Source organism: Pseudomonas sp. NY8896, assembly GCF_039634505.1.
Window position 1 is genome coordinate 6841987 of sequence record NZ_CP132350.1, and the last position, 22835, is coordinate 6864821.

A 22835-nucleotide genomic window follows, 5' to 3' on the forward strand; every position below is an offset into this window, starting at 1 on the left:
GTCATGAGTGAGCTGTCGAAAGTCCCGGTCACGGTACTGAAAGGTGTTGGTGAGGCCATGGCGGAAAAGCTCGCCAAGGTCGGCCTGGAAAACCTGCAGGACGTGCTGTTCCACCTACCCCTGCGCTACCAGGACCGCACCCGAGTGGTACCGATTGGCCAACTGCGCCCCGGCCAGGATGCGGTGATCGAGGGGGTGGTCAGTGGTAGCGACGTGACCATGGGCAAGCGCCGCAGCCTGGTGGTGCGCCTGGGTGATGGCAGCGGCGTGCTGACACTGCGCTTCTACCACTTCAGCAACGCGCAGAAGGAGGGCCTGAAGCGCGGCACTCACCTGCGCTGCTACGGCGAAGCCCGCCCCGGCGCTTCGGGCCTGGAAATCTACCACCCAGAGTACCGCGCACTGAACGGCGACGAGCCGCCGCCACCGGTCGAGCAGACCCTGACGCCGATCTACCCCTCCACCGAAGGCCTTACCCAGCAACGCCTGCGCCTGTTGTGCCAACAGAGCCTTGGCCTGCTCGGCCCACGCAGCCTGCCCGACTGGTTGCCGGACGAACTGGCGCGGGACTACCAGCTGGCGCCGCTGGACGAAGCCATTCGCTACCTGCACAACCCACCGGCCGACGCCGACCTCGACGAGCTTGCCGAAGGCCAGCACTGGGCCCAGCACCGCCTGGCCTTCGAAGAGCTGCTGACCCATCAGCTGTCGCAACAACGCCTGCGCGAAAGCCTGCGCAGCCTGCGTGCACCGGTATTGCCCAAGGCCACGCGCCTGCAGGCGCAATACCTGGCCAACCTAGGCTTCCAGCCGACCGGCGCGCAGCAGCGGGTAGCCAACGAAATTGCCTACGACCTCAGCCAGCACGCGCCAATGATGCGCCTGGTACAAGGCGATGTGGGGGCGGGCAAGACCGTGGTTGCCGCCCTGGCTGCGTTGCAGGGCCTGGAAGCGGGCTACCAGGTGGCGCTGATGGCACCCACCGAGATTCTCGCCGAACAGCACTACATCACCTTCAAACGCTGGCTCGAACCGCTTGGCATCGAAGTGGCGTGGCTGGCTGGCAAGCTCAAGGGCAAGGCCCGGGCAGCCTCGTTGGAGCAGATCGCCAACGGTGCCCCCATGGTGGTCGGCACCCACGCGCTGTTCCAGGAAGAGGTCAAGTTCAAGCACCTGGCCCTGGCGATCATCGACGAACAGCACCGGTTCGGCGTACAGCAACGCCTGGCCCTGCGCAAAAAAGGCGTGGCCGGCGAGCTGTGCCCACACCAGTTGATCATGACTGCCACGCCTATTCCGCGCACCCTAGCCATGAGCGCCTATGCCGACCTGGACACCTCGGTGCTCGACGAACTGCCGCCTGGGCGTACCCCGGTGAACACGGTGCTGGTGGCCGACAGCCGCCGCTTCGAGGTGGTGGAGCGGGTTCGCGCCGCTTGCGCCGAGGGGCGCCAGGCCTATTGGGTGTGCACCCTGATCGAAGAGTCTGAAGAGCTGACCTGTCAGGCAGCCGAAAGCACTTATGAAGAACTCGGCAGCGCCTTGGGCGAACTGCGTGTGGGCCTGATTCACGGCCGCATGAAACCTGCCGAAAAAGCCGAGATCATGGCGCAGTTCAAGGCCGGTGAGTTGCAGTTGCTGGTCGCGACCACTGTCATCGAAGTCGGCGTGGACGTACCCAACGCCAGCCTGATGATCATCGAAAACCCCGAACGCCTGGGCCTTGCCCAACTGCATCAGCTGCGCGGCCGGGTTGGCCGGGGCAGCGCCGTCAGCCATTGCGTGCTGCTGTACCACCCACCGCTGTCGCAGATCGGTCGCGAGCGCTTGGGGATCATGCGCGAAACCAACGATGGCTTCATCATCGCCGAAAAGGACCTTGAGCTGCGTGGTCCGGGCGAGATGCTGGGCACCCGCCAAACCGGCCTGCTGCAGTTCAAGGTCGCCGACCTGATGCGCGACGCCGACCTGCTGCCGGCTGTGCGAGACGCCGCTCAAGCCCTGGTCGCGCGCTGGCCGGATCATGTCAGCCCGCTACTCGACCGCTGGCTGCGCCATGGCCAGCAATATGGCCAAGTGTGACGCTAGTCCCAGAATGGATCCAGATTTGCTCGCAGGCTGGTTATACTTCGCGTTTAAAAGAAACAGTGGATACGGACCATGACTGAAGTTGCCCTGGACACCGCAACCCCACACGCCCCCTCTGTCATCAGGCTGCTGCTCGACAAACTCGGCGTGGCCTACCGCGAGGTGGTCGAACACCCGCAGCTGCCTGCGGCTTCGCGGGTGCAGGCGGTGCTTCTCGACGACGAGGTCGGCGCCCTCATGGTGCTGTTCCCGCAGAGCCAACTGCTGGACCTCAACCGCCTGGCCGAGCTGACCGGGCGCAAGCTCACCGCTGTGTCGGTGCCGCGACTGAAGCAGATGCTCGACAAGCACCAGCTCAAGGCCTTGCCGGGTATCCCGGCGCTGACCAGCTCGCCGTGCCAGTACGAAAAGAGCCTGCTCGACGCCGAGACCGTCTATATCCAGTCGGGCGAAGCCGGCCTGCTGCTGGAAATCGAACGCGCGAACTTCAAGCGTATGCTGGCCAAAGCCAGCGCCAGCAACTTCGGTCAGGAAGTCGAGGCCATCAGCCCCAACCTCGACCGCCCCGATGACGACACCCGGGAAATCACCAATGCCGTCCAGGCCTTCACTGCCCGACGCATTCAGAAGCGCCTGGAAGAAACCATCGAAATCCCACCGCTGGCCGACACCGCGCAAAAAATCATCAAGCTACGGGTAGACCCCAACGCCAGTATCGATGACATCACGGGCGTGGTCGAAACAGACCCGGCGCTGGCAGCGCAAGTGGTGAGCTGGGCCGCGTCGCCCTATTACGCCTCGCCGGGCAAGATCCGCTCGGTGGAAGACGCCATTGTCCGCGTGCTGGGCTTCGACCTGGTGATCAATCTGGCCCTTGGCCTGGCACTGGGCAAAACCTTGAGCCTGCCAAAAGACCACCCACAGCAGGCAACGCCCTATTGGCAGCAGTCGATCTACACCGCTGCAATCATCGAAGGCCTGACCCGCGCCATGCCTCGGGCAGAGCGCCCCGAAGCCGGGCTCACCTACCTGGCCGGGCTGCTGCACAACTTTGGCTACTTGCTGCTGGCGCATGTGTTCCCGCCGCACTTCTCGCTGATCTGCCGCCACCTGGAGGTCAACCCGCACCTGAACCACACCTACGTGGAGCAGCACCTGCTGGGCATCAGCCGCGAGCAGATCGGGGCCTGGCTGATGAAGCTGTGGGACATGCCCGAAGAGCTGTCGACCGCCCTGCGCTTCCAGCACGACCCGGCCTATGACGGCGAGTACTCGGCGTTCCCCAACCTGGTGTGCCTGGCCACTCGCCTGCTGCGCTCACGGGGGATCGGCACTGGGCCGCAGGAAGAGATCCCTGACGAGCTACTGGAGCGTTTGGGGATTACCCGGGACAAGGCCGAGGATGTGGTGAACAAGGTGCTCGAGGCCGAGAACCTGTTGCGAGAACTGGCTTCGCAGTTCCACGCACCGCATTGAGACTTCTGGGGCCGCATTGCGGCCCCGGCAATTTCAGCCTTTCTTCTTGGGTTTCAGGTACTTCATCAGCCCCTGGAACCACATCACCAGCGCCGGATTGCCCTTGATCTGGATGTTCTTGTCCTGAATCCCCTGCATGAACGCCAACTGCTTGTTGCCCGCCTGCATCGTGGCAAAGCCATAGGCCGCGTCCTTGAAGGCAATGGCAAAGGCAGGCTGCGGATGGGCCCCGCCCTTGCTGCTGATGCGCTCGTTGTTGACGACGAAGTGCCTGGCAACCTTGCCATCCAGCGTCTGCATCTGGAACACCAGGTCCTTGCCCTTGAGCTGCTGCTGGAATGCCGGATTGTTACGGCTGGCCCTGGCCATCAGCAGCCCCATGGCCCAGAGAAGAAAGCGGAACTTCATCGACGCGCCTCGATTGAAAAGTGACTAAGTTGCGCAGTTTATCCTCTTAACGACCTGATTATGCAAGTTCGCAGCAGTTACTGCGTGTAAAGCACAACGGGCGCCATGAAGGCGCCCGTTCGGGATCAACGCGTCGTCAGCGCAAGCTTACTTTTTCTTGGCGGCCTTGCTAGGCGCGGCCGGGGGATTGACGCTGTCCTTGAGGTTCTTGCCTGGCTTGAAGGCCACGGTGTTGCTGGCCTTGATCTTGACCGGCTCGCCGGTTTGAGGGTTCTTGCCGGTACGTGCACCGCGATGGCGTTTTTCGAAGGTGCCGAAACCGACCAGGGTCACGGTGTCCTTGTCCAGGGCACCGGTGATGCTGTCGAGAATCGCGTTCAAAACCTGATTGGCCTTTTCCTTGGTCAGATCGGCCTTTTCGGCGATGACGGCGGCGAGTTCTGGTTTGCGCATAGTGAAGCCTCTTTGACGGAATTCTTGTTGTTATGCCGTGCTGCCTTTAGGAGCAGCGCTCAAGGCACCGCAGGCTCTAATCTGCGGCAGACGGGAGTGAGAATGGCACGTGCTCAGAGGCCGCGCCAGTATCAGGCCGGCCATTGTGCGGGCAACAACAGGATAAATCCGACAGAACGCCCTCTATTTACGCCATCACCGGTGGCAACTGGCGATTCAGTGACAGCTTGTCCATCACGGCTGCCCCGGTCAGGGCATAGCCCAACAATTTGCCGTCAGCGCCATGGCAGAGCACCTTGAGGTCACTGCCCTGCCCCTCCACCTGCCAAGTCCCTTCGTTGCCCAGAGGCGGTGGCGAAACCACCAGCGGGCAGGCCGGGGTTTTCACGGTAATCGGCATCGGCCCGTAGGCAACCGCGGTCGGCTTGCCTGCCAGGGTTTGGGCCAGTGCCCGCGCACAACTCATCAGCGGCATCACATAGAGCAGGTTGATGCCATCCACTTCGGCACAGTCACCCAGGGCAAAGATGTTGGCGTGGGACGTGCGCAACTCGCGGTCTACGCTGACACCACGATTGGTCCGCAAGCCGGCTGCGGCGGCCAGGTCGGTACGCGGGCGCAGGCCGATGGCCGATACCACCAGGTCGCACGCGATCACGCTGCCATCCGACAGGTGCGCCTCCAGGCCTTGAGCTACCTGTTGCAGGCGGGTCAGCACCGGCCCCAGGTGGAAGCTTACGCCCAGGCCCTGCAGCCCAGCCTGCACCGCCGCTGCGGCAGCCGGGTGCAGCAGCGTCGGCATGACTTGTTCGCATGGCGCCACTACATCGACCTTGAAGCCGCCCAGGCTCATGTCGTTGGCGAATTCGCAGCCGATCAGGCCGGCTCCGAGAATCAGCACACGCTGCTTGCCGACGGCGGCGGCACGGAAGCGCGCGTAATCTTCCAGGTCGTTGATCGGGAACACCAGGTGGCTGCCATCACCCTCGATCGGCACCTGCACGGTCTGTGCGCCCCAGGCCAGCACCAGGTCGCGGTACTCCACGGCCTCTTCGCCGATCCACAGTCGCTTGTGGCCCGGGTCGATGCCGCTGATGCGGGTGTGGGTGCGGATTTCGGCGTTCAGCTGTGCGGCCATGACGCCCGGCTCGGCCATGCACAGGCCGTCGGCGTCCTTCTGCTTGGCAAAGCCCATGGACAGCATGGGCTTGGAGTACGAACGACCGTCGTCGGCGGTGATCAGCAGCAGCGGCGTCTGCGCATCGAGCTTGCGAAATTCACGGGCCAGGTTGTAGCCCGCAAGGCCGGTACCAATGATTACCACAGGGGACGTCATGTCGTGCTTTCCTCGATTAGCCGATGGAGATCATTTCAAAATCGCTTTTGCCGACGCCGCAGTCGGGGCACAGCCAGTCTTCAGGCACATCTTCCCAACGGGTGCCAGGGGCGATACCGTCGTCGGGCCAGCCTTCGGCTTCGTCGTAGATCAGGCCACAGACAATACATTGCCACTTTTTCATGGGGGTGGATTTCCTCGGTTCAGGCTTGGTTTCGTGTTGCTGCTGAGGGCCCTCTCGCAGGTGCCGACGCGCAATTCATGGGGGGCTTTTTATCGGCCCTGCCCGCAGTATGCAAGCACTCGGGGCAATCATGCTAAGCTCGCCGCCTCTCTGGTTGTAACAAGCAGACCGACGTGTCGTACGAATCCCCGCTAGCAGCCGCTGTCGCGTGGCTGCCGTATTCACAGCTGGCGACCGACATCGACCAGCCTACTCTTGACTGGCTGTTCGACGAGGGCTCGCTGACTCGCCGCCTGACCCGCCTGTCCTTCGATCACTTCTCCGTCACCCCGCTGTTCGAGGGCTGGCAGCCGCTGCGCGATGACGAATGCCAGGCGCTGGGTATCGCCGCCGGCGCCGAAGGCTGGGTGCGCGAGGTGTACTTGCGCGGCCATGGCCAACCTTGGGTGTTCGCCCGCAGCGTGGCCAGTCGCAGCGCCCTGGAGCGTGGTGGCCTGGACCTGGAAACCCTGGGCAGCCGCTCGCTGGGCGAGTTGCTGTTCTGCGACCAGGCATTCATCCGCCACCCGCTCGAAGTGTGCAGTTATCCACAGGCCTGGCTGCCGCCCGAAGCCGCCCATGCGGCGCTTTGGGGCCGCCGCTCGCGCTTCGAGCGTGACGGCCTGGACCTGCTGGTGGCAGAAGTGTTCCTGCCGGCATTGTGGCAAGCGGCCAAGGAGGAAAACCGCTGATGTACCTGCAACTGCTCAAGTCGCTCAACCGCCTGCACCCGCGGGCCTGGGACTTTGTCCAGCTCAGCCGCATGGACCGCCCGATCGGCATCTACCTGCTGCTATGGCCGACGCTGTCGGCAGTGTGGATTGCCGGCAACGGTTCACCGACCCTGGCCAATGTGCTGATCTTCGGCCTTGGCGTGGTGCTGATGCGCGCGGCCGGCTGCTGCATCAACGACTTCGCTGACCGCAAGGTGGATGGCCACGTCAAGCGCACCGCCGACCGCCCCCTGGCCAGTGGCCGCGTGCGGCCACGCGAGGCGCTGGCACTGTTTGCGATGCTGGTCGGGGTGAGTTTCCTGCTGGTGCTGTGCACCAACAGCCGCACGGTCTGGCTGTCGTTCGGCGCGGTGGCGTTGGCGTTCTGCTACCCGTTCATGAAGCGCTACACCTACTACCCACAGGTGGTGCTGGGGGCGGCGTACTCCTGGGGTATTCCCATGGCTTTCACCGCCGCAGGTGGCGAATTGCCGGCCAGCGCCTGGCTGCTGTACATCGCCAACTTGTTGTGGACGGTGGGTTACGACACCTACTACGCCATGGTCGACCGCGATGACGACCTGAAGATTGGCGTGAAGTCCACGGCGATTCTGTTCGGTGACGCGGACCGCAACATCATCCTGACCTTGCAGTTGCTGTCGCTGGGGTGCTTGTTGTTGGCGGGTAGCCGCTTTGACCTGGGGGGCTGGTTCCACCTGGGGCTGCTGGGCGCTGCGGCGTGCTTTGCCTGGGAATACTGGTCGACACGCAAGCTGGACCGGGAGTCGTGCTTCAAGGCGTTTCTGCACAATCACTGGGCGGGGTTGCTGGTGTTCATTGGGGTAGTGCTGGATTACGCGTTTCGCTGAATAGGTTGGGGCCGCTGTGCGGCCCCGGCAGTTTCAAGGCTTGGCGACGTGCCACACGTCTTTGACGCCATCACCCGTCATGTCCCCAGCCTTCTTGTCCTTGACGAAGGTATACAGCGGCTTGCCGTCATAGGCCCATTGCATCGAGCCGTCATCACGCTTTATATGCGTCCACTTGCCCTCGGCTTTTTCGCCATCCATCACTTTCAGCGGCGGCCAGTTGGTGGCGCAATCGCCATTGCACATCGACTTTCCACCCGCATCCTTGTCGAAGGTGTAAAGGGTCATGCCGGCATGATCGACCCACATGCCGTCCTTCTCCATGGCATGGTGGGCGGACGCCACCCCCGGAAGCGCCAGCGCAGCGAAAAGGGCCATCCAGCTCAGCGTTTGTCGTGTCATTGGATTCACCATTGTTTCGGGGGAATTGAGTTCGGGTTGCCGCGATTGCGGCCCTTTCAAGCCTAGTTCAGTCATGGAATGTCGCCAGAACGGCCAACACCCTGTCACACAGCTGCAATAATTCCGTTATCTAATGCGGGCCAAGACACCGAATCCAGGAGAGGTTTTGAGCATGGTTGGCAGGAACATTCTGATCGTCGACGACGAAGCGCCCATTCGCGAGATGATCGCCGTTGCCCTGGAAATGGCCGGCTATGACTGCCTGGAAGCGGAAAACTCCCAACAGGCCCACGCGATCATCGTCGACCGCAAGCCGGACCTGATCCTGCTCGACTGGATGCTGCCGGGCACCTCCGGCATCGAGCTGGCCCGCCGCCTGAAGCGCGATGAGCTGACGGGCGACATCCCGATCATCATGCTCACCGCCAAGGGCGAAGAGGACAACAAGATCCAGGGCCTGGAAGTGGGTGCCGACGACTACATCACCAAGCCGTTCTCGCCGCGTGAGCTGGTTGCACGACTGAAAGCCGTGCTGCGCCGTACCGGCCCGAGCGACAGCGAAGCACCGATCGAAGTCGGCGGCCTGCTGCTCGACCCGATCAGCCACCGCGTGACCATCGACGGCAAGCCGGCCGAGATGGGCCCGACCGAATACCGCCTGCTGCAATTCTTCATGACCCACCAGGAGCGCGCCTACACCCGTGGCCAACTGCTGGACCAGGTGTGGGGCGGCAACGTCTACGTCGAGGAGCGCACCGTTGACGTGCACATCCGTCGCCTGCGCAAGGCGCTGGGTGAAGCCTACGAAAATCTGGTACAAACCGTCCGGGGCACTGGCTACCGCTTCTCGACCAAGAGCTGATCGAGTTCAAAAGCGCCAAGCTGCACGTCGTTGTACAAGGACCGTCAATTGAACCAGAACTGGCATGCAACCCTGATTCGCCATCTGCTGTTGCTGATTACCGTCTGCCTGATCGGCGGGCTGGTCAGCGGCTACTATGGCTGGAGCCTGGCCATTGGCCTGGCGCTCTACCTGGGCTGGACCCTCAAGCAACTGCTGCGCCTGCATGACTGGCTGCGCAATCACCAGCCCGACGAAGCACCGCCCGATGGTTACGGCCTGTGGGGCGAGGTGTTCGACAGCATCTACCACCTGCAACGCCGCGACCAACGTGTTCGGGGCCGCCTGCAGGCCGTGATCGACCGGGTGCAGGAGTCCACCGCCGCGCTACGTGACGCAGTGATCATGCTCGACAGCGACGGTAACCTGGAATGGTGGAACCGCGCTGCCGAGACCCTGCTGGGCTTCAAGACCCCGCAGGACGGCGGCCAGCAAGTGACCAACCTGGTACGCCACCCGCGCTTCAAGGAATACTTCGAGGCAGAAAACTACCTCGAGCCGCTGGAAATCCCTTCGCCAATCAATGACCGCATGCGTGTGCAGTTGCACATCACCCGTTACGGCAACAACGAACACCTGATGCTGGTGCGCGATGTCACCCGCATTCACCAGCTGGAACAGATGCGCAAGGACTTCGTCGCCAACGTGTCGCACGAGCTGCGCACGCCGCTGACGGTGATCACCGGCTACCTGGAAACCCTGCTGGACAACGTCGAAGACGTGAACCCACGCTGGAGCCGCGCACTGCAGCAGATGAGCCAGCAAGGTTCGCGCATGCAGACCCTGCTCAACGACCTGTTGCTGCTGGCCAAGCTGGAAGCCACCGATTACCCCTCGGACAACCAGCCGGTGGCGGTCGATGCCCTGCTCACTGCCATCAAGGGCGACGCCCAGGCCCTGTCCGGGCCGCGCAACCAGCGCATCAGCCTGGAAGCTGCGCCTGGTTTGAAGCTCAAGGGCAGCGAGTCGGAGCTGCGCAGCGCCTTTTCCAACCTGGTATTCAACGCGGTCAAATACACTCAGGACGAAGGCAACATCCGCATCCGCTGGTGGGCCGATGCCCAGGGTGCGCATCTGTCGGTGCAGGATTCGGGGGTGGGCATCGATGCCAAGCACCTGCCACGCCTGACCGAGCGTTTCTACCGTGTAGATTCCAGCCGTGCGTCGAACACCGGCGGTACCGGGCTGGGGCTGGCAATCGTCAAGCATGTGCTGATGCGCCACCGCGGCAAGTTGGAAATCAGCAGCGTGCCGGGGCATGGCAGCACCTTTACCTGTCACTTTGCGCCGGCACAATTGGCCAACGGCAAGGCTTGAGGGCCTCGGGGGCTGCTTTGCAGCCCATCGCGACACAAGGCCGCTCCTAACGGGATCGCGGTCTCCTGTAGGAGCGGCCTTGTGTCGCGATGGGGCGCAAAGCGCCCCCAAAGAATCCATCGCCCTTTGCTTTTGCGGCCCCAGCCGCTACATTGGATCCCCTGTGCCAGCAAAAGCTGGCACTTTTTTTCTCTATCTCAAAGACGGACCCCGTAAAAACTCCATCATGGACCCTTCCCCTGGTATCAGCCTAACCTCGTTATTCGCCGACTTCGGCATGATCATCTTTGCCTTCCTGCTGGTGCTGCTCAACGGCTTCTTCGTTGCCGCCGAGTTCGCCATGGTCAAGCTGCGCGCCACCCGCGTAGAGGCCATCGCCGAGCAGCACGGCTGGCGCGGCAACATCCTGCGCAAGGTACACAACCAGCTCGACGCCTACCTGTCGGCCTGCCAGTTGGGCATCACCCTCGCCTCGCTGGGCCTTGGCTGGGTGGGTGAGCCCGCCTTCGCCCACCTGCTGGAGCCGCTGCTGGCCTACTTTGGCGTGGACAGCGCCGAGCTGGTCAAGGCGATCTCGTTCTTCGTCGCCTTCTTCGTCATCTCGTACCTGCACATCGTGGTTGGCGAGTTGGCCCCCAAGTCCTGGGCCATTCGCAAGCCAGAACTGCTGTCGTTGTGGACGGCCGTGCCGCTGTACCTGTTCTACTGGGCAATGTACCCGGCCATCTACCTGCTCAATGCCAGCGCCAACACCATCCTACGCATTGCCGGCCAGGGCGAGCCCGGCCCGCACCACGAGCACCACTACAGCCGCGAAGAACTGAAGCTGATCCTGCACTCCAGCCGCGGTCAGGACCCAAGCGACCAAGGCATGCGCGTGCTGGCCTCGGCCGTGGAAATGGGCGAGCTGGAAGTGGTCGACTGGGCCAACTCGCGTGAGGACATGATCAGCATCGACGCGCATGCGCCGCTGAAGCAGATCCTGGCCCTGGTGCGCCGCCACAAATTCAGCCGCTACCCGGTGTATGACGCCGAGCGCGAAGAATTCACCGGCCTGCTGCACATCAAGGACCTGCTGCTAGAGCTAGCTGAGCTTGAGCATTTGCCCGAGACCATCGACCTGGAAGACCTAGCCCGGCCACTGGAGCGCGTATCGCGGCACATGCCGCTGTCGCAACTGCTGGAGCAGTTCCGCAAGGGCGGCGCGCATTTCGTCCTGGTGGAGGAAGCCGACGGCAAGGTAATCGGCTACCTGACCATGGAAGACGTGCTGGAAGTGCTGGTAGGCGATATCCAGGACGAACACCGCAAGACCGAACGCGGCATCCTCGCCTACCAGCCGGGCAAGCTACTGGTACGCGGCGACACACCGCTGTTCAAGGTCGAGCGTCTGCTGGGCATCGACCTCGACCACATCGAGGCAGAAACCCTGGCCGGGTTGATCTACGAAACCCTCAAGCGAGTGCCTGAAGAAGAGGAAGTGCTGGAGGTCGAAGGGCTGCGCATCATCATCAAGAAGATGAAAGGGCCCAAGATCGTGCTGGCCAAGGTACTGAAGCTGGATTGAGGGCCATGGGGCTGCTTTGCAGCCCCAAACATCTCAGGGGTTACCCGCAGTAAAGTCGGGCAACCCGCTGATTGGCCTGTCGAACCGGTAAGGTATCGACTCCAGCGCCAACCCCACATTGCGCTGCACCACGAAATGCAGGTGCGGCCCTGTGCTGTTGCCGGTATTACCCGACTTGGCCAGCATCTGCCCCTGCCGTACCCGCTGCCCCTCCGCCACCACCACCGAGCCACGCATCAGGTGCAGGTAAACGCCCATGGTGCCATCCGGGTGCAGGATCCTGACAAAATTGCCCGACGGGTTGGGCTCGCGCCCGCTCTGGCTGTTCTGCATCTTCACCACCACCCCTTCCCGCGCCGCGATGATGGGCGTGCCTTCGGGCATGGCGATATCCATGGCATAGCGCCCCTTGGGTCCAAAATGACTGACACGGCCATTGGGCCCCTGGGTGACGCGGAACGGCCCGCCGATCCACGGGAACGCATAGCGAAAGCCCTGGGGCCGTTTGCCTGGGTCACCCATGGCCTGTAGCAGGGTCGAACGGTAGTTCAGCAGCAGCCCTGGCCGCCCCCTGAGCACGCTGAGCATCTGCGTGGTGCGCGGCGGTAGCAGCCGGCGCACGATACGCGGGGCATCGCCGCCTTGTGCGTTCACCAGGTTGTCCAGCCGTAACTCGACCTCTACCGGCACATGCAGCTCGTTGCGTGCCGAGAAGCTCACACCACCGTCGAAGGTTTTTGCGTTAAGCAGCACCTGGCCTTCGAGCGTTTCGACCATGGGTTCGAGCAACACCAGGGGCTTGGCGCCGGGGCCGGGCCGGTCGGAGTAGGAGATCACACCGGATTCGTCAGTGATCTTGTAGAGCGTCACACCCAGGCTCGACGCCGAGGCCATGAGCAATGCACAGAACAGCAGCAGGCGCGCGGGCATGATAGTGGCTTTTTGACAGTTATGATCTGTCGAAGCCTAGCAGCGGGTTTTGTGGCGGGTATTGCAGTTGGTCGGATGGCGCAGGAGCAGCCCTGTGCTGCCCCTGCCCCTGCCTCAGGCGCCGGGGGTGAAGTGCTTCTGCGCAGTCCCTCGGGCAATCAGCCGCGACAGGTAGTCGAGCTTCTGGGCATCCTGGTCGACGAACTTGAACGTCAACTGCAGCCAGTCACTGTCAGGCTTGGGCTCCAGCGCCGCGACAGCATGCAGGTAACCGTTCAGGCGAGCGACTTCGGCGCTTTCGCCCTGCTCCAGGTCCAGCACCGCACCTTCGAGCACCTGTGGCAGCGCTTCGCTGCGGCGTACCACCAGCAGCGCTTCTTTCAGGCTAAGCGCCTTGATCACGCACGGCTGCATGCCACTGGCCAGGCGCAGCTGGCCCTGACCACGGCCGCTCGGCGCGGAGGCAGCAGGTGCGGGCGCCGTGACCAGAGGCTTAGCCGGTGCTGGCGCAGGCGCCGAAACCTTGACCGCTTCCGGCTTGCCGGCGGTCAGCGCGTTCAACGAATCGTTCGCGAACGCCGAATTGGTACGCGCCGGGCCAATAGCCATCAGGCTGTCGAGCTTGCCGATCTTGGTCAGGGCTTTTTTCACCTTGGTCAGCAGTTGTTCGTTGGTGAACGGCTTGCCGACAAAGTCGGAAACGCCCGCCTGGATCGCCTGAATGACATTTTCCTTGTCGCCACGGCTGGTCACCATGATGAACTGAAGGTGCTTCAGCGCAGGCTGCTGGCGGCACCAGGTGAGCAGCTCCAGGCCGGACATTTCCGGCATTTCCCAGTCGCACAGGACCAGGTCGAACGCTTCCTTGCCGAGCATGGCCATGGCCTTGCGACCATTGACCGCGTCGTCGATGGCCATGCCCGGGAAGGCATTGCGCAGGCACTTGCGGACCAGGTCACGGATAAACGGGGCGTCATCCACGACCAGCACATTCACTTTACTCATCGATACTCCTTCTGAATCCCGACTAGCCTACTGCCAAGTACTGGCCATTTGCTACAACCTGGTCACGCCGGGATCGTTCGCGGGTGCCTGCCGGCTCTCGACCGCAAACGAAAACGCCCGGCCAAGGCCGGGCGTCGATGCTCGGGAGCAACCTTATTTATCGTCAGATTCACCTGGAACATTAGCCTTTTCGCCGTCGACGACAGCAGTGCCCTGCACTTCTGCAGTCATGCGCTTGAGGCCCATGTGCCGCACGTCGGTGCCGCGCACCAGGTAGATAACCAATTCGGAGATGTTGCGCGCATGGTCGCCAATACGCTCCAGCGAGCGCAGCACCCAGATCACGCTCAACACCCGCGAGATAGAACGCGGGTCTTCCATCATGTAGGTGACCAGCTCACGCAGCGCTGTCTTGTATTCGCGGTCGATGGTCTTGTCGTACTGGGCCACCGACAACGCCAGGTCGGCATCGAAGCGAGCAAAGGCGTCAAGCGCATCGCGGACCATGTTGCGCACCTGGTCGCCGATGTGGCGCACCTCGACGTAGCCGCGTGGCGACTCGCCTTCTTCGCACAGCTGGATAGCGCGGCGGGCGATTTTGGTCGACTCGTCACCAATGCGCTCCAGGTCGATCACCGACTTTGAAATGCTGATGATCAGGCGCAGGTCGGAGGCCGCCGGCTGGCGGCGGGCGAGGATGCGCAGGCACTCCTCGTCGATGTTGCGCTCCATCTGGTTGATCTGCTCGTCGACCTCACGCACTTGCTGGGCCAGGCCAGAGTCGGCTTCGATCAGCGCGGTCACCGCGTCGTTGACCTGCTTTTCCACCAGCCCGCCCATGGCCAGCAGGTGGCTGCGCACCTCTTCGAGCTCGGCGTTGAACTGCTGGGAAATGTGATGGGTAAGGCTTTCTTTGTTGATCATCATTCGCTCCGCGAAGAAGCTGCAAGCTTCAAGTAGTTCGTCTCGTTCCCTGGCGGGTCGGGCTTAGCCGTAGCGACCGGTGATGTAGTCTTCGGTCTGCTTCTTCGCCGGGTTGGTGAACAGGGTATCGGTATCGCCGAATTCGACCAGTTTGCCCATGTACATGAACGCGGTGTAATCCGAAACACGGGCCGCCTGTTGCATGTTGTGGGTCACGATGACGATGGTGTACTTGGATTTCAATTCGTAGATCAGCTCTTCGACCTTCAACGTCGAGATCGGGTCCAGCGCGGAGCAGGGTTCATCGAGCAACAGCACCTCCGGCTCCACGGCGATGGTGCGGGCGATGACCAGGCGCTGCTGCTGGCCACCGGACAGGCCCAGCGCCGACTCGTGCAGGCGATCTTTCACCTCATCCCACAAGGCCGCGCCCTTCAACGCCCATTCGACGGCTTCATCCAGCACGCGCTTCTTGTTGATGCCCTGGATGCGCAGGCCGTAGACGACGTTCTCGTAGATGGTCTTGGGGAACGGGTTGGGCTTCTGGAACACCATGCCCACACGGCGGCGCAGCTCGGCCACGTCTTCGCCCTTGCGGTAGATGTTGTTGCCGTACAGGTTGATGGCGCCTTCCACGCGGCAACCGTCAACCAGGTCGTTCATGCGGTTGAAGGTGCGCAGCAGGGTCGACTTGCCGCAGCCGGACGGCCCGATGAAGGCGGTCACGCGCTGCTTGGGGATGTTCATGCTGACGTCGAACAACGCCTGCTTGTCGCCGTAGAACAGGCTCAGGCCCGGTACTTCGATGGCCACGGTTTCTTCGGCCAGGCGCAGGCTCTGCTTGTTGCGGCCCAGGGCAGACATGTCGATGCCGTGGGTATGGGAATCTTGCTGCATGGTCAACTCCATACGCTATCAATTCGTTTCAAAGGGCCGCCCGGCGTTCGGGCGGCACGCTTGCAATCAGGGTCAGCTGTCCAGCGCCTTGTACTTCTCGCGCAGGTGGTTGCGGATCCACACGGCCGACAGGTTGAGGGTGGCGATCACCAGCACCAGCAGCAGCGCCGTGGCATATACCAGCGGCCGCGCGGCTTCGACGTTCGGGCTTTGGAAGCCGACGTCATAGATATGGAAGCCCAGGTGCATGATCTTCTGGTCCAGGTGCAGGTACGGGTAGTTCCCGTCCACCGGCAGCGACGGCGCCAGCTTCACCACACCCACCAGCATCAGCGGCGCCACTTCACCGGCAGCGCGGGCCACGGCGAGGATCATGCCGGTCATCATGGCCGGGCTGGCCATTGGCAGGACGATCTTCCACAGCGTTTCCGCCTTGGTCGCACCCAGCGCCAGCGAACCTTCACGCACGGTGCGTGGGATACGCGCCAGGCCTTCTTCGGTCGCCACGATCACCACCGGCACCGCCAGCAGTGCCAGGGTCAGCGATGCCCACAGCAGGCCAGGGGTGCCCAGGGTCGGCGCCGGCAGTGCTTCGGGGAAGAACAGGCGGTCGATCGAGCCACCCAGCACGTAGACGAAGAAGCCCAGGCCGAACACGCCGTAGACGATCGCCGGCACACCGGCCAGGTTGTTCACCGCAATGCGGATCAAACGGGTCACCGGGCCTTGCCTTGCGTATTCACGCAGGTAGACAGCGGCCAGCACGCCGAACGGGGTGACGATCACGGCCATGATCAGGGTCATCATCACCGTACCGAAGATGGCCGGGAAGATACCGCCCTCGGTGTTGGCTTCACGCGGGTCGTCGCTGAGGAACTCCCAGACCTTGGCAAAGTAGGTGCCCAGCTTGGTGAAACCGGACATGCCGTTCGGCTGGATGGCGTGCACCACCTTGCTCAGGTTGATTTCCACTTCACGGCCATTGCCATCGCTCGCCACCAGGCTGTCGCGGGCGAAGGCTTGGTGCAGGCCAGTCAGGCGGTCTTCGATGGCCTTGTAGCGGCTGTTCAGCTCGGCGCGGTCGGCGTCCATGTCGGCCTGGGCGGCAGCGTCCAGCTTGCCGTCCAGTTCCAGCTTGCGGGCCTGCAGGCGTAGGCGCTCGAGGCCATGGTTGATGGCACCGATGTCCTTCTTTTCCAGTTGCTGCAGCTCGCCATTAAGGTGGTTGGCACGCTTGAGACGGGCTTGCAGCTCGGTCCAGGCTGCAGGGCCTTCGGCAACCACGCGGCCTTGTTCCTTGACGCTGACCAGGTAGCCGTAGAAGTTACCCCACTCGCGGCGCTCCAGGGCGATCAGGTCGGCCGGGCGCTGTTCGTCGACCAACCAATCGCCAACCACCCAGGTGAAGTCGCTGCCGTTGAGGTCGCGGTTACCCACCTTGATCAGCTCGCGGGTCATGAACTCCGGGCCTTGGTCCGGTACCGGCAGGCCGGCGCCCTTGAGGCGGGCACGCGGCACCTCTTCCTTTTGCACCACTTCGCCGATAACGATGTGATCAGCCTGGCCCGGCACCTTGTAGGTGGCCTGGACAAGATCGGCCGGCCAGAAGTGGCCCAGGCCGCGCACGGCGATCACCGCCAGCAGGCCGACGGTCATGATCACCGCCATGGCCACCGCGCCGCCGCTCATCCAGACGCCTGGGGCGCCGCTCTTGAACCAGCCTTTGAGGGAATCCTTTTTCACGGATCGCTACCTTTCTATCAAAGCGACGAGTATTTCTTGCGCAGACGCTGGCGAATCAGCTCGGCCAAGGTGTTCATGATGAAGGTGAACATCAGCAGCACCAGGGCGGCCAGGAACAGCACGCGATAGTGGCTGCCACCGACTTCCGATTCCGGCATTTCCACGGCCACGTTGGCGGCCAGGGTGCGCATGCCTTCGAACAGGTTCATTTCCATCACCGGGGTGTTGCCGGTGGCCATCAGCACGATCATGGTCTCGCCCACTGCCCGGCCCATGCCGATCATCAACGCCGAGAAGATGCCTGGGCTGGCGGTGAGGATGACCACGCGGGTCAGGGTCTGCCAGGGCGTCGCGCCCAGTGCCAGCGAGCCGAGGGTCAGGCTGCGTGGCACGCTGAACACCGCATCTTCGGCAATGGAATAGATGTTCGGGATGACCGCGAAGCCCATGGCGATGCCCACTACCAGGGCGTTGCGCTGGTCGTAGGTGATACCTAGGTCGTTGGTGATCCACAGGCGCATGTCACCGCCGAAGAACCAGCTTTCCAGGTGCGGGCTCATGGTCAGGGCGAACCAGCCGGTGAACAGGATGACCGGGATCAGGATCGCCGCTTCCCAGCCATCCGGCACACGCAGGCGGATCGACTCCGGCAGGCGGCTCCAGACGAAGCCGGCCAGCAGGATGCCAAACGGCATCAGCAGGAACAGGCTGAACACACCCGGCAAGTGGCCTTCCAGGTATGGGGCCAGGAACAGGCCGGCGAAGAAGCCGAGGATCACCGTCGGCATCGCTTCCATCAGCTCGATCACCGGCTTGACCTTGCGGCGCATGCCAGGGGCCATGAAGTAGGCGGTGTAGATGGCAGCGGCAATGGCCAGCGGGGCGGCCAGGATCATCGCGTAGAACGCGGCCTTGAGGGTACCGAAGGTCAGCGGCGACAGGCTGAGCTTGGGCTCGAAGTCGGTGTTCGAAGCGGTCGATTGCCAGACGTACTTGGGTTCGTCGTAGTTCTCGTACCACACCTTGCCCCACAGCGCACTGAAGGAAACCTCCGGGTGCGGGTTGCGCAGGCTCAGCGGCAGCAGCTTGCCACCTTCTTCGATGATGATGCGGTTGGCGCGTGGCGACAGGGCCAGGATGCCAGGGCCTTCGGCAGCCGGCTCGACCAGCAAGGTACGGTGCGCGGTGCTGTGGAACACGCCCAGCTTGCCGTCGGCGTCGAGGGCGATGAAGCCCTTGCGGCGCTCTTCGGCGTCGATCTGCACGATAGGCGCCTTGCCCATCTGGAAGGTACGAATCTGCTTGAAGCGCGATTCGCCATCCGGGTCGCGGGCCATGAACCACTGGGCCAGGCCGCCCTTGGAGTCACCGATGATCAGCGAAATGCCACCGACCAGCTGGGCCGTGGCGGTAATTTCAGTGTCGGCGCTTTCAGACAACTTGTAACGGCCGTTGAGGCTCTTGTCGCGCAGGCTGAACACGTCAGCCGTGGCGCGACCGTTGATCACGTACAACCACTGCTGGCGCGGGTCGATGAAGATGTTCTTCACCGTTTCGGTCATCTGCGGCAGGGCGATACGGTTCTGCTCGGTGGTGACCTCTTCGGTCATCATGTTTTCCGTGCGAGTCAGCTCGACCACCTGCAGGTGCGCGCCAGTGGAACCGGCCAGCAGCAAGGTGTCGCCATTGACGTTGACGCTCACGTGCTCCAGCGCGCGGCCCTGTTCGTCGAGCACGAACGGCTGCTCGCCGTACGGGTAGTCGATGCCGGGGGCGATGGTTTTCTTGTTGTCGGGGTAGGTGATCTTGTAGGTGTGGTGGAACACCAGCGCCTGGCCATTGGACAAGCCAAGCACCACCAGCGGGCTGCCCGGCTGGTCGGTACTGATCGACGTGACCTGGGTGTCTGCCGGCACCGGCAGGTCGACCCGCTTGAGCGCGTTGCCGGTTTTGGTATCGAAGAACAATGCCTGGCCCTTGTCCGAAACCCGCATCCCCACCAGGTTCTGCTCTTCAAGCGCGATCATCAGCGGGTTGCCGGCATCCTGCTGCAGCCAGGTCGGCTCCAGGGCTTTCTTGCTGGTCAGCTGGGCGCCCTGGAACAGTGGCAGTACCACGTACGCCAGGTAGAAGAAGATCAGGGTGATTGCCGCCAGTACGGCAAGACCGCCGACCAGCACATACCAGCGGGTCAGGCGGTCCTTGAGCGCGCGCATGCGGCGCTTGCGTTGCAACTCGGGCGTATTGAAATCAATGCGCACGGGCTGGGAGTTTTGGGTCATGTTGGAATTGGCCAGATCATTCATGCGCACACCCTAGCGGTCCCGTGTGACAAAAACATTACAAAGTGGTGACGCGCGAAAGCCCGCCGCACAGGGAACCTGGCTTCGGACTGGAAATTCGTGGAAGAGGCCGGGCAGTGGCTCCGGCCTCTTCTTAATTACTTACTTCTTTGCAACGTTACCCGCGTGGGACAGGCCTAGGTCAGCCAGGGTCTTGTCGACGACTTTGGCCGGCAGCGGAATGTAGCCATCCTTCACCACGACCTGCTGGCCAGCTTGCGACAGCACCAGCTTGACGAACTCGGCTTCCAGCGGAGCCAGAGGCTTGTTCGGCGCCTTGTTGACGTAAACGTACAGGAAGCGCGACAGCGGGTAGCTGCCATTCAGGGCGTTGGTTTCGTTGTCTTCGACGAACTCGCCGCCTTCCTTCTTGGCCAGGGCCACGGTCTTGACGCTGGCAGTCTTGTAACCAATGCCCGAGTAACCGATGCCGTTCAGCGAAGAGCTGATCGACTGCACGACCGAAGCCGAGCCAGGCTGCTCGTTGACGTTAGGCTTGAAGTCGCCTTTGCACAGGGCTTCTTCCTTGAAGTAGCCGTAGGTGCCCGAGACCGAGTTGCGGCCGAACAGCTGGATTGGCTTGTTGGCCAGGTCGCCGGTCACACCGACGTCACCCCAGGTCTTGATCTCGGCCTTGCCACCGCACAGGCGGGTGGAGGAGAAGATGGCGTCGACCTGAGCCATGGTCAGGCCCTTGATCGGGTTGTCTTTGTGCACGAACACGGCCAGGGCATCGACGGCGACCGGGATTGCGGTCGGCTTGTAGCCGTACTTCTGCTCGAAGGCCTGCAGCTCGACGTCTTTCATCTTGCGGCTCATCGGGCCGAGGTTGGCGGTGCCTTCGGTCAGCGCGGGTGGCGCGGTGGAGGAGCCGGCTGCCTGGATCTGGATGTTTACGTTCGGATATTCCTTCTTGTAGGCCTCGGCCCACAGCGTCATCAGGTTCGCCAGGGTGTCGGAACCAACGCTGGAGAGGTTGCCCGATACACCGGTGGTCTTGGTGTAGGTCGGGATCGCAGGATCGACAGCGGCTACCGCGTTGGCGGTTGCAACGCCAGCGGCGGCAAAGGTGAGGGCCGCCATCAAACGCTTCAGTTTCATGCCTTGCTCCTAGCAGGAATATTGGGGTGTTGGATGGAACGGGCCCAAGTATCGGCAGGCCGCATGAACACGATATGACTTCATTGTGACAATTGGATGAAAGGCCATCATCGGTTATCCGGGATGGCCTGACTTGATATCGCTGGGAAACTGGCGGCGCTAAAGCTCGCGGCGATCCCTGAACATGACGTATACCGGTGCCAGCCCAGCCTGCGGCGGAAACACCACGATGTAGTCATCGAATTGAACCTGCGTCAGGTCCATGAAGCGCTCTATGATAGGCACATTGGGCATGTGCAGATAGCTAATGCTCGGCGGCCGGGAGATGTCTATCGGCGGATAGGGCGCGCTGCCCTTCTGCCACAGAACGGTAACAGGCGCCCCGGTCTCGCTAGTGAATGCGAAAGCCCGCCGACCCGCATCCCAACCAGCTTCCCGCACCCGCACGCGCGAAGGCACGATGGGGCCCTGCGTCGAGGTCATCAGCACATGACAGTAACGGGTAAAGGGTTTTACACCTTTGGTGCTGCCGGAGCGGGCACCACGCACCATCGAGCACAGACGCATGGGCAGATCCACCTCTGCCCGTTCAGCGGCCAGATCGGCCCAATCCTGCCGATCTTCGTCGAGTATTTCAGCAAGTGGCACCGTCAGCCCGAAACGCGGGTCATCGCTTGGGGTTCCCTGCACAAACTCGATTAAATCCGCATACGTACCGGGGTGGTCACCTTGCAAGGAGGTCGCCTGCCACTCCAGCTCTGCCACCGCCGAGCGCACGGTCTTGATCAGATGGCGTTGCTGTTGGGCAACGTCACCGTTCAAGCCCTGCGACATCAGCAATGCCGGGTGCAGGTTTGAGGCATCAGCTGCCGCTACCAACGTCAAAGGCCCATGCCCTGGGCCAGCCCCGGTCGCTTTGGCCAACTGGGCAATACGTGCTTCCAGATGTTCTATCAGTGTCACACCGCGAGCGTACAACACGGAATGACGCCCTTGCGCCATGGCCAAGGCCGCAGCATGACGCTGGCTACCGGCATTCATTTCTTGCAGCGCCACGGCCTGAATCGCTGCGTCCAGGAAGGGGCTGGTAGCATCACGCACGGCAGCGTCGAGTGCGAACTTGACCGACATGTGCAACCGCTCAAGTTGAAACACTGCCTGCGCAGCTTGGTGCTGAATGGATTCCAGAGCACGCAGCGTAGCAAGGCTGAAAGCCAGTTGCTGTTCCGGCGTGCTGGCCACTGGGTCAATGGTTAGCTGTTGCTCAAGTGCAGCAAGCTGCAGCGTTGCCTGCTGCTCAGCGGCATGAACCTGCGCCACCAACTTGCGCACTTTCTCCAGGTTGCGAGTGGAAGACTGGCTGGCACGCTGTTCGCTCGCCATGCTTCGAAGCGCTCTTGACGGCTGTAAATGCTGCCCCTTGAAGGCCGGAAGGCCATTTCTCTGGTGCCACGATTTGATTGTTGCAACGATATGCTCTGGCGAGTTTATAGCGCCGACGGCATCGGCGTTTGAGTAGAACAAAAGGTCACTACCGGCGGGGTGGCCGACTATCTGGTCGAAATGATCGATGAGAGCGTTGTGCTCAGACCTCTGAGTCTCAACGTTCCATAGCGTAGTGACTAGCGATAAGAAACTTTGCTCGTCGTGATCTTGCAGTCGACTTTCAAGCTTCATCTTCCGCGCCCCTTAAAACCAGACCGGATACAACAAAATCCTTAGTGTACGAATAAATCAAATCAATATACCCAAAGCCCGCACCGGAGAGTCGATACATATCCCACCCACCCGTCTTACCTATCGGTTCCGGCATTACCAACGGCTCGCTCGTTCTTAGAGGACTACCCCAAGCAGTTCTAACAGCGCTCTTATCTAAACAACCGTAGGGCTCAGATAAACAATCTTTAAATTCAGGCGCCAAATCCACTCGCCTTATGATAGTTATAGCCACCGCTTTTAACATTTTGCTGTCTGAATCAAACTCAAAACTAACACCCGGCTCCGGCTCTAGGTAAAAATCCTCCGCCCCCGGGTAAAGCTTGATATGTCGCAGATTCGGATCAAGCCCATTCTCAACTAAATCAGCATAAGTCCTGTTAACGCTTTCCAGCCAAGGCTCAACTGCTACAATCCTTTTCAT

The 22835-nt window shown here is 62.1% G+C and carries 21 protein-coding genes; 7 read left to right on the forward strand and 14 right to left on the reverse strand.

Translation table 11 applies throughout. The features are described from left to right. The first annotated feature begins 3 nt into the window (after positions 1–3). Positions 4–2082, forward strand: coding sequence for an ATP-dependent DNA helicase RecG (gene recG / locus Q9451_RS30985; RefSeq protein WP_012274840.1), 2079 nt, complete (start codon positions 4–6; stop codon positions 2080–2082). 78 nt (positions 2083–2160) lie between these two features. Continuing rightward, positions 2161–3564, forward strand: coding sequence for an aminoacyl-tRNA deacylase and HDOD domain-containing protein (locus Q9451_RS30990; RefSeq protein WP_012274841.1), 1404 nt, complete (start codon positions 2161–2163; stop codon positions 3562–3564). Positions 3565–3597: 33 nt separating this feature from the next. On the opposite strand, the gene Q9451_RS30995 is transcribed toward Q9451_RS30990, so the two are convergent. From Q9451_RS30995 to Q9451_RS31010, 4 genes are all read right to left on the reverse strand, one after another. Beyond that, positions 3598–3972, reverse strand: coding sequence for a helicase (locus Q9451_RS30995; protein WP_012274842.1), 375 nt, complete (start codon positions 3970–3972; stop codon positions 3598–3600). Positions 3973–4119: 147 nt separating this feature from the next. After that, entirely contained in the window at positions 4120–4425 is a 306-nt protein-coding gene (locus Q9451_RS31000; RefSeq protein WP_012274843.1) for an HU family DNA-binding protein, read from the reverse strand. 187 nt (positions 4426–4612) lie between these two features. Further along, positions 4613–5761 (reverse strand): FAD-dependent oxidoreductase, encoded by a 1149-nt coding sequence (locus tag Q9451_RS31005; protein WP_012274844.1) that lies wholly within the window; start codon positions 5759–5761, stop codon positions 4613–4615. Positions 5762–5777: 16 nt separating this feature from the next. After that, entirely contained in the window at positions 5778–5945 is a 168-nt protein-coding gene (locus Q9451_RS31010) for a rubredoxin (protein WP_003253349.1), read from the reverse strand. Positions 5946–6118: 173 nt separating this feature from the next. Here Q9451_RS31010 and Q9451_RS31015 point away from each other — a divergent pair, with 173 nt between their 5' ends. Further along, positions 6119–6676, forward strand: coding sequence for a chorismate lyase (locus Q9451_RS31015; RefSeq protein ID WP_012274845.1), 558 nt, complete (start codon positions 6119–6121; stop codon positions 6674–6676). After that, positions 6676–7566, forward strand: a complete 891-nt coding sequence (gene ubiA / locus Q9451_RS31020; protein WP_012274846.1) for a 4-hydroxybenzoate octaprenyltransferase — start codon at positions 6676–6678, stop codon at positions 7564–7566. Before Q9451_RS31015 ends, ubiA begins: the two co-directional genes overlap by 1 nt. 33 nt (positions 7567–7599) lie before the next feature. On the opposite strand, the gene Q9451_RS31025 is transcribed toward ubiA, so the two are convergent. Next, a complete protein-coding gene (locus Q9451_RS31025) occupies positions 7600–7968 on the reverse strand; it encodes a hypothetical protein (protein WP_041166620.1) in 369 nt (122 codons plus the stop codon). Positions 7969–8140: 172 nt separating this feature from the next. On the opposite strand from Q9451_RS31025, the gene phoB reads away from it, so the two are divergent. The 3 genes from phoB (at position 8141) to Q9451_RS31040 (ending at position 11753) form a co-directional block, all read left to right on the forward strand. Beyond that, positions 8141–8830 carry a phosphate regulon transcriptional regulator PhoB gene (gene phoB, locus Q9451_RS31030; protein WP_003253341.1) on the forward strand — a complete coding sequence of 230 codons (690 nt, stop codon included), beginning with the start codon at positions 8141–8143 and terminating at the stop codon, positions 8828–8830. 48 nt (positions 8831–8878) lie between these two features. Continuing rightward, positions 8879–10186, forward strand: coding sequence for a phosphate regulon sensor histidine kinase PhoR (gene phoR, locus Q9451_RS31035; RefSeq protein WP_012274848.1), 1308 nt, complete (start codon positions 8879–8881; stop codon positions 10184–10186). Positions 10187–10412: 226 nt separating this feature from the next. Next, on the forward strand, positions 10413–11753 hold the full coding sequence (locus Q9451_RS31040) for a hemolysin family protein (RefSeq protein ID WP_012274849.1): 1341 nt from the start codon (positions 10413–10415) through the stop codon (positions 11751–11753). Between the two features lie 33 nt (positions 11754–11786). Here the strand turns inward: Q9451_RS31040 and Q9451_RS31045 are convergent, their stop codons facing one another. The 9 genes from Q9451_RS31045 to Q9451_RS31085 all read right to left on the reverse strand — a co-directional run bounded on the left by Q9451_RS31045 (position 11787) and on the right by Q9451_RS31085 (position 22835). Then, positions 11787–12683, reverse strand: coding sequence for a peptidoglycan DD-metalloendopeptidase family protein (locus Q9451_RS31045; protein WP_012274850.1), 897 nt, complete (start codon positions 12681–12683; stop codon positions 11787–11789). A 114-nt stretch (positions 12684–12797) separates the two neighbouring features. Further along, on the reverse strand, positions 12798–13688 hold the full coding sequence (locus Q9451_RS31050; protein WP_012274851.1) for a response regulator: 891 nt from the start codon (positions 13686–13688) through the stop codon (positions 12798–12800). 153 nt (positions 13689–13841) lie between these two features. Continuing rightward, positions 13842–14612: a phosphate signaling complex protein PhoU gene (gene phoU / locus Q9451_RS31055; protein WP_012274852.1), complete on the reverse strand. Its 771-nt coding sequence runs from the start codon at positions 14610–14612 to the stop codon at positions 13842–13844. A 63-nt stretch (positions 14613–14675) separates the two neighbouring features. Further along, entirely contained in the window at positions 14676–15509 is an 834-nt protein-coding gene (gene pstB / locus Q9451_RS31060) for a phosphate ABC transporter ATP-binding protein PstB (protein WP_012274853.1), read from the reverse strand. 72 nt (positions 15510–15581) lie between these two features. Continuing rightward, positions 15582–17198, reverse strand: a complete 1617-nt coding sequence (pstA, locus tag Q9451_RS31065) for a phosphate ABC transporter permease PstA (protein WP_171577244.1) — start codon at positions 17196–17198, stop codon at positions 15582–15584. A gap of 71 nt (positions 17199–17269) precedes the next feature. After that, on the reverse strand, positions 17270–19558 hold the full coding sequence (locus Q9451_RS31070; RefSeq protein ID WP_012274855.1) for an ABC transporter permease subunit: 2289 nt from the start codon (positions 19556–19558) through the stop codon (positions 17270–17272). A 138-nt stretch (positions 19559–19696) separates the two neighbouring features. Next, positions 19697–20695: a phosphate ABC transporter substrate-binding protein PstS gene (locus Q9451_RS31075; protein WP_012274856.1), complete on the reverse strand. Its 999-nt coding sequence runs from the start codon at positions 20693–20695 to the stop codon at positions 19697–19699. Positions 20696–20854: 159 nt separating this feature from the next. After that, complete coding sequence (locus tag Q9451_RS31080) at positions 20855–22372, reverse strand: S-type pyocin domain-containing protein (RefSeq protein WP_012274857.1); 1518 nt, start codon at positions 22370–22372, stop codon at positions 20855–20857. Continuing rightward, positions 22362–22835 (reverse strand): hypothetical protein, encoded by a 474-nt coding sequence (locus tag Q9451_RS31085; RefSeq protein ID WP_123108838.1) that lies wholly within the window; start codon positions 22833–22835, stop codon positions 22362–22364. Before Q9451_RS31085 ends, Q9451_RS31080 begins: the two co-directional genes overlap by 11 nt.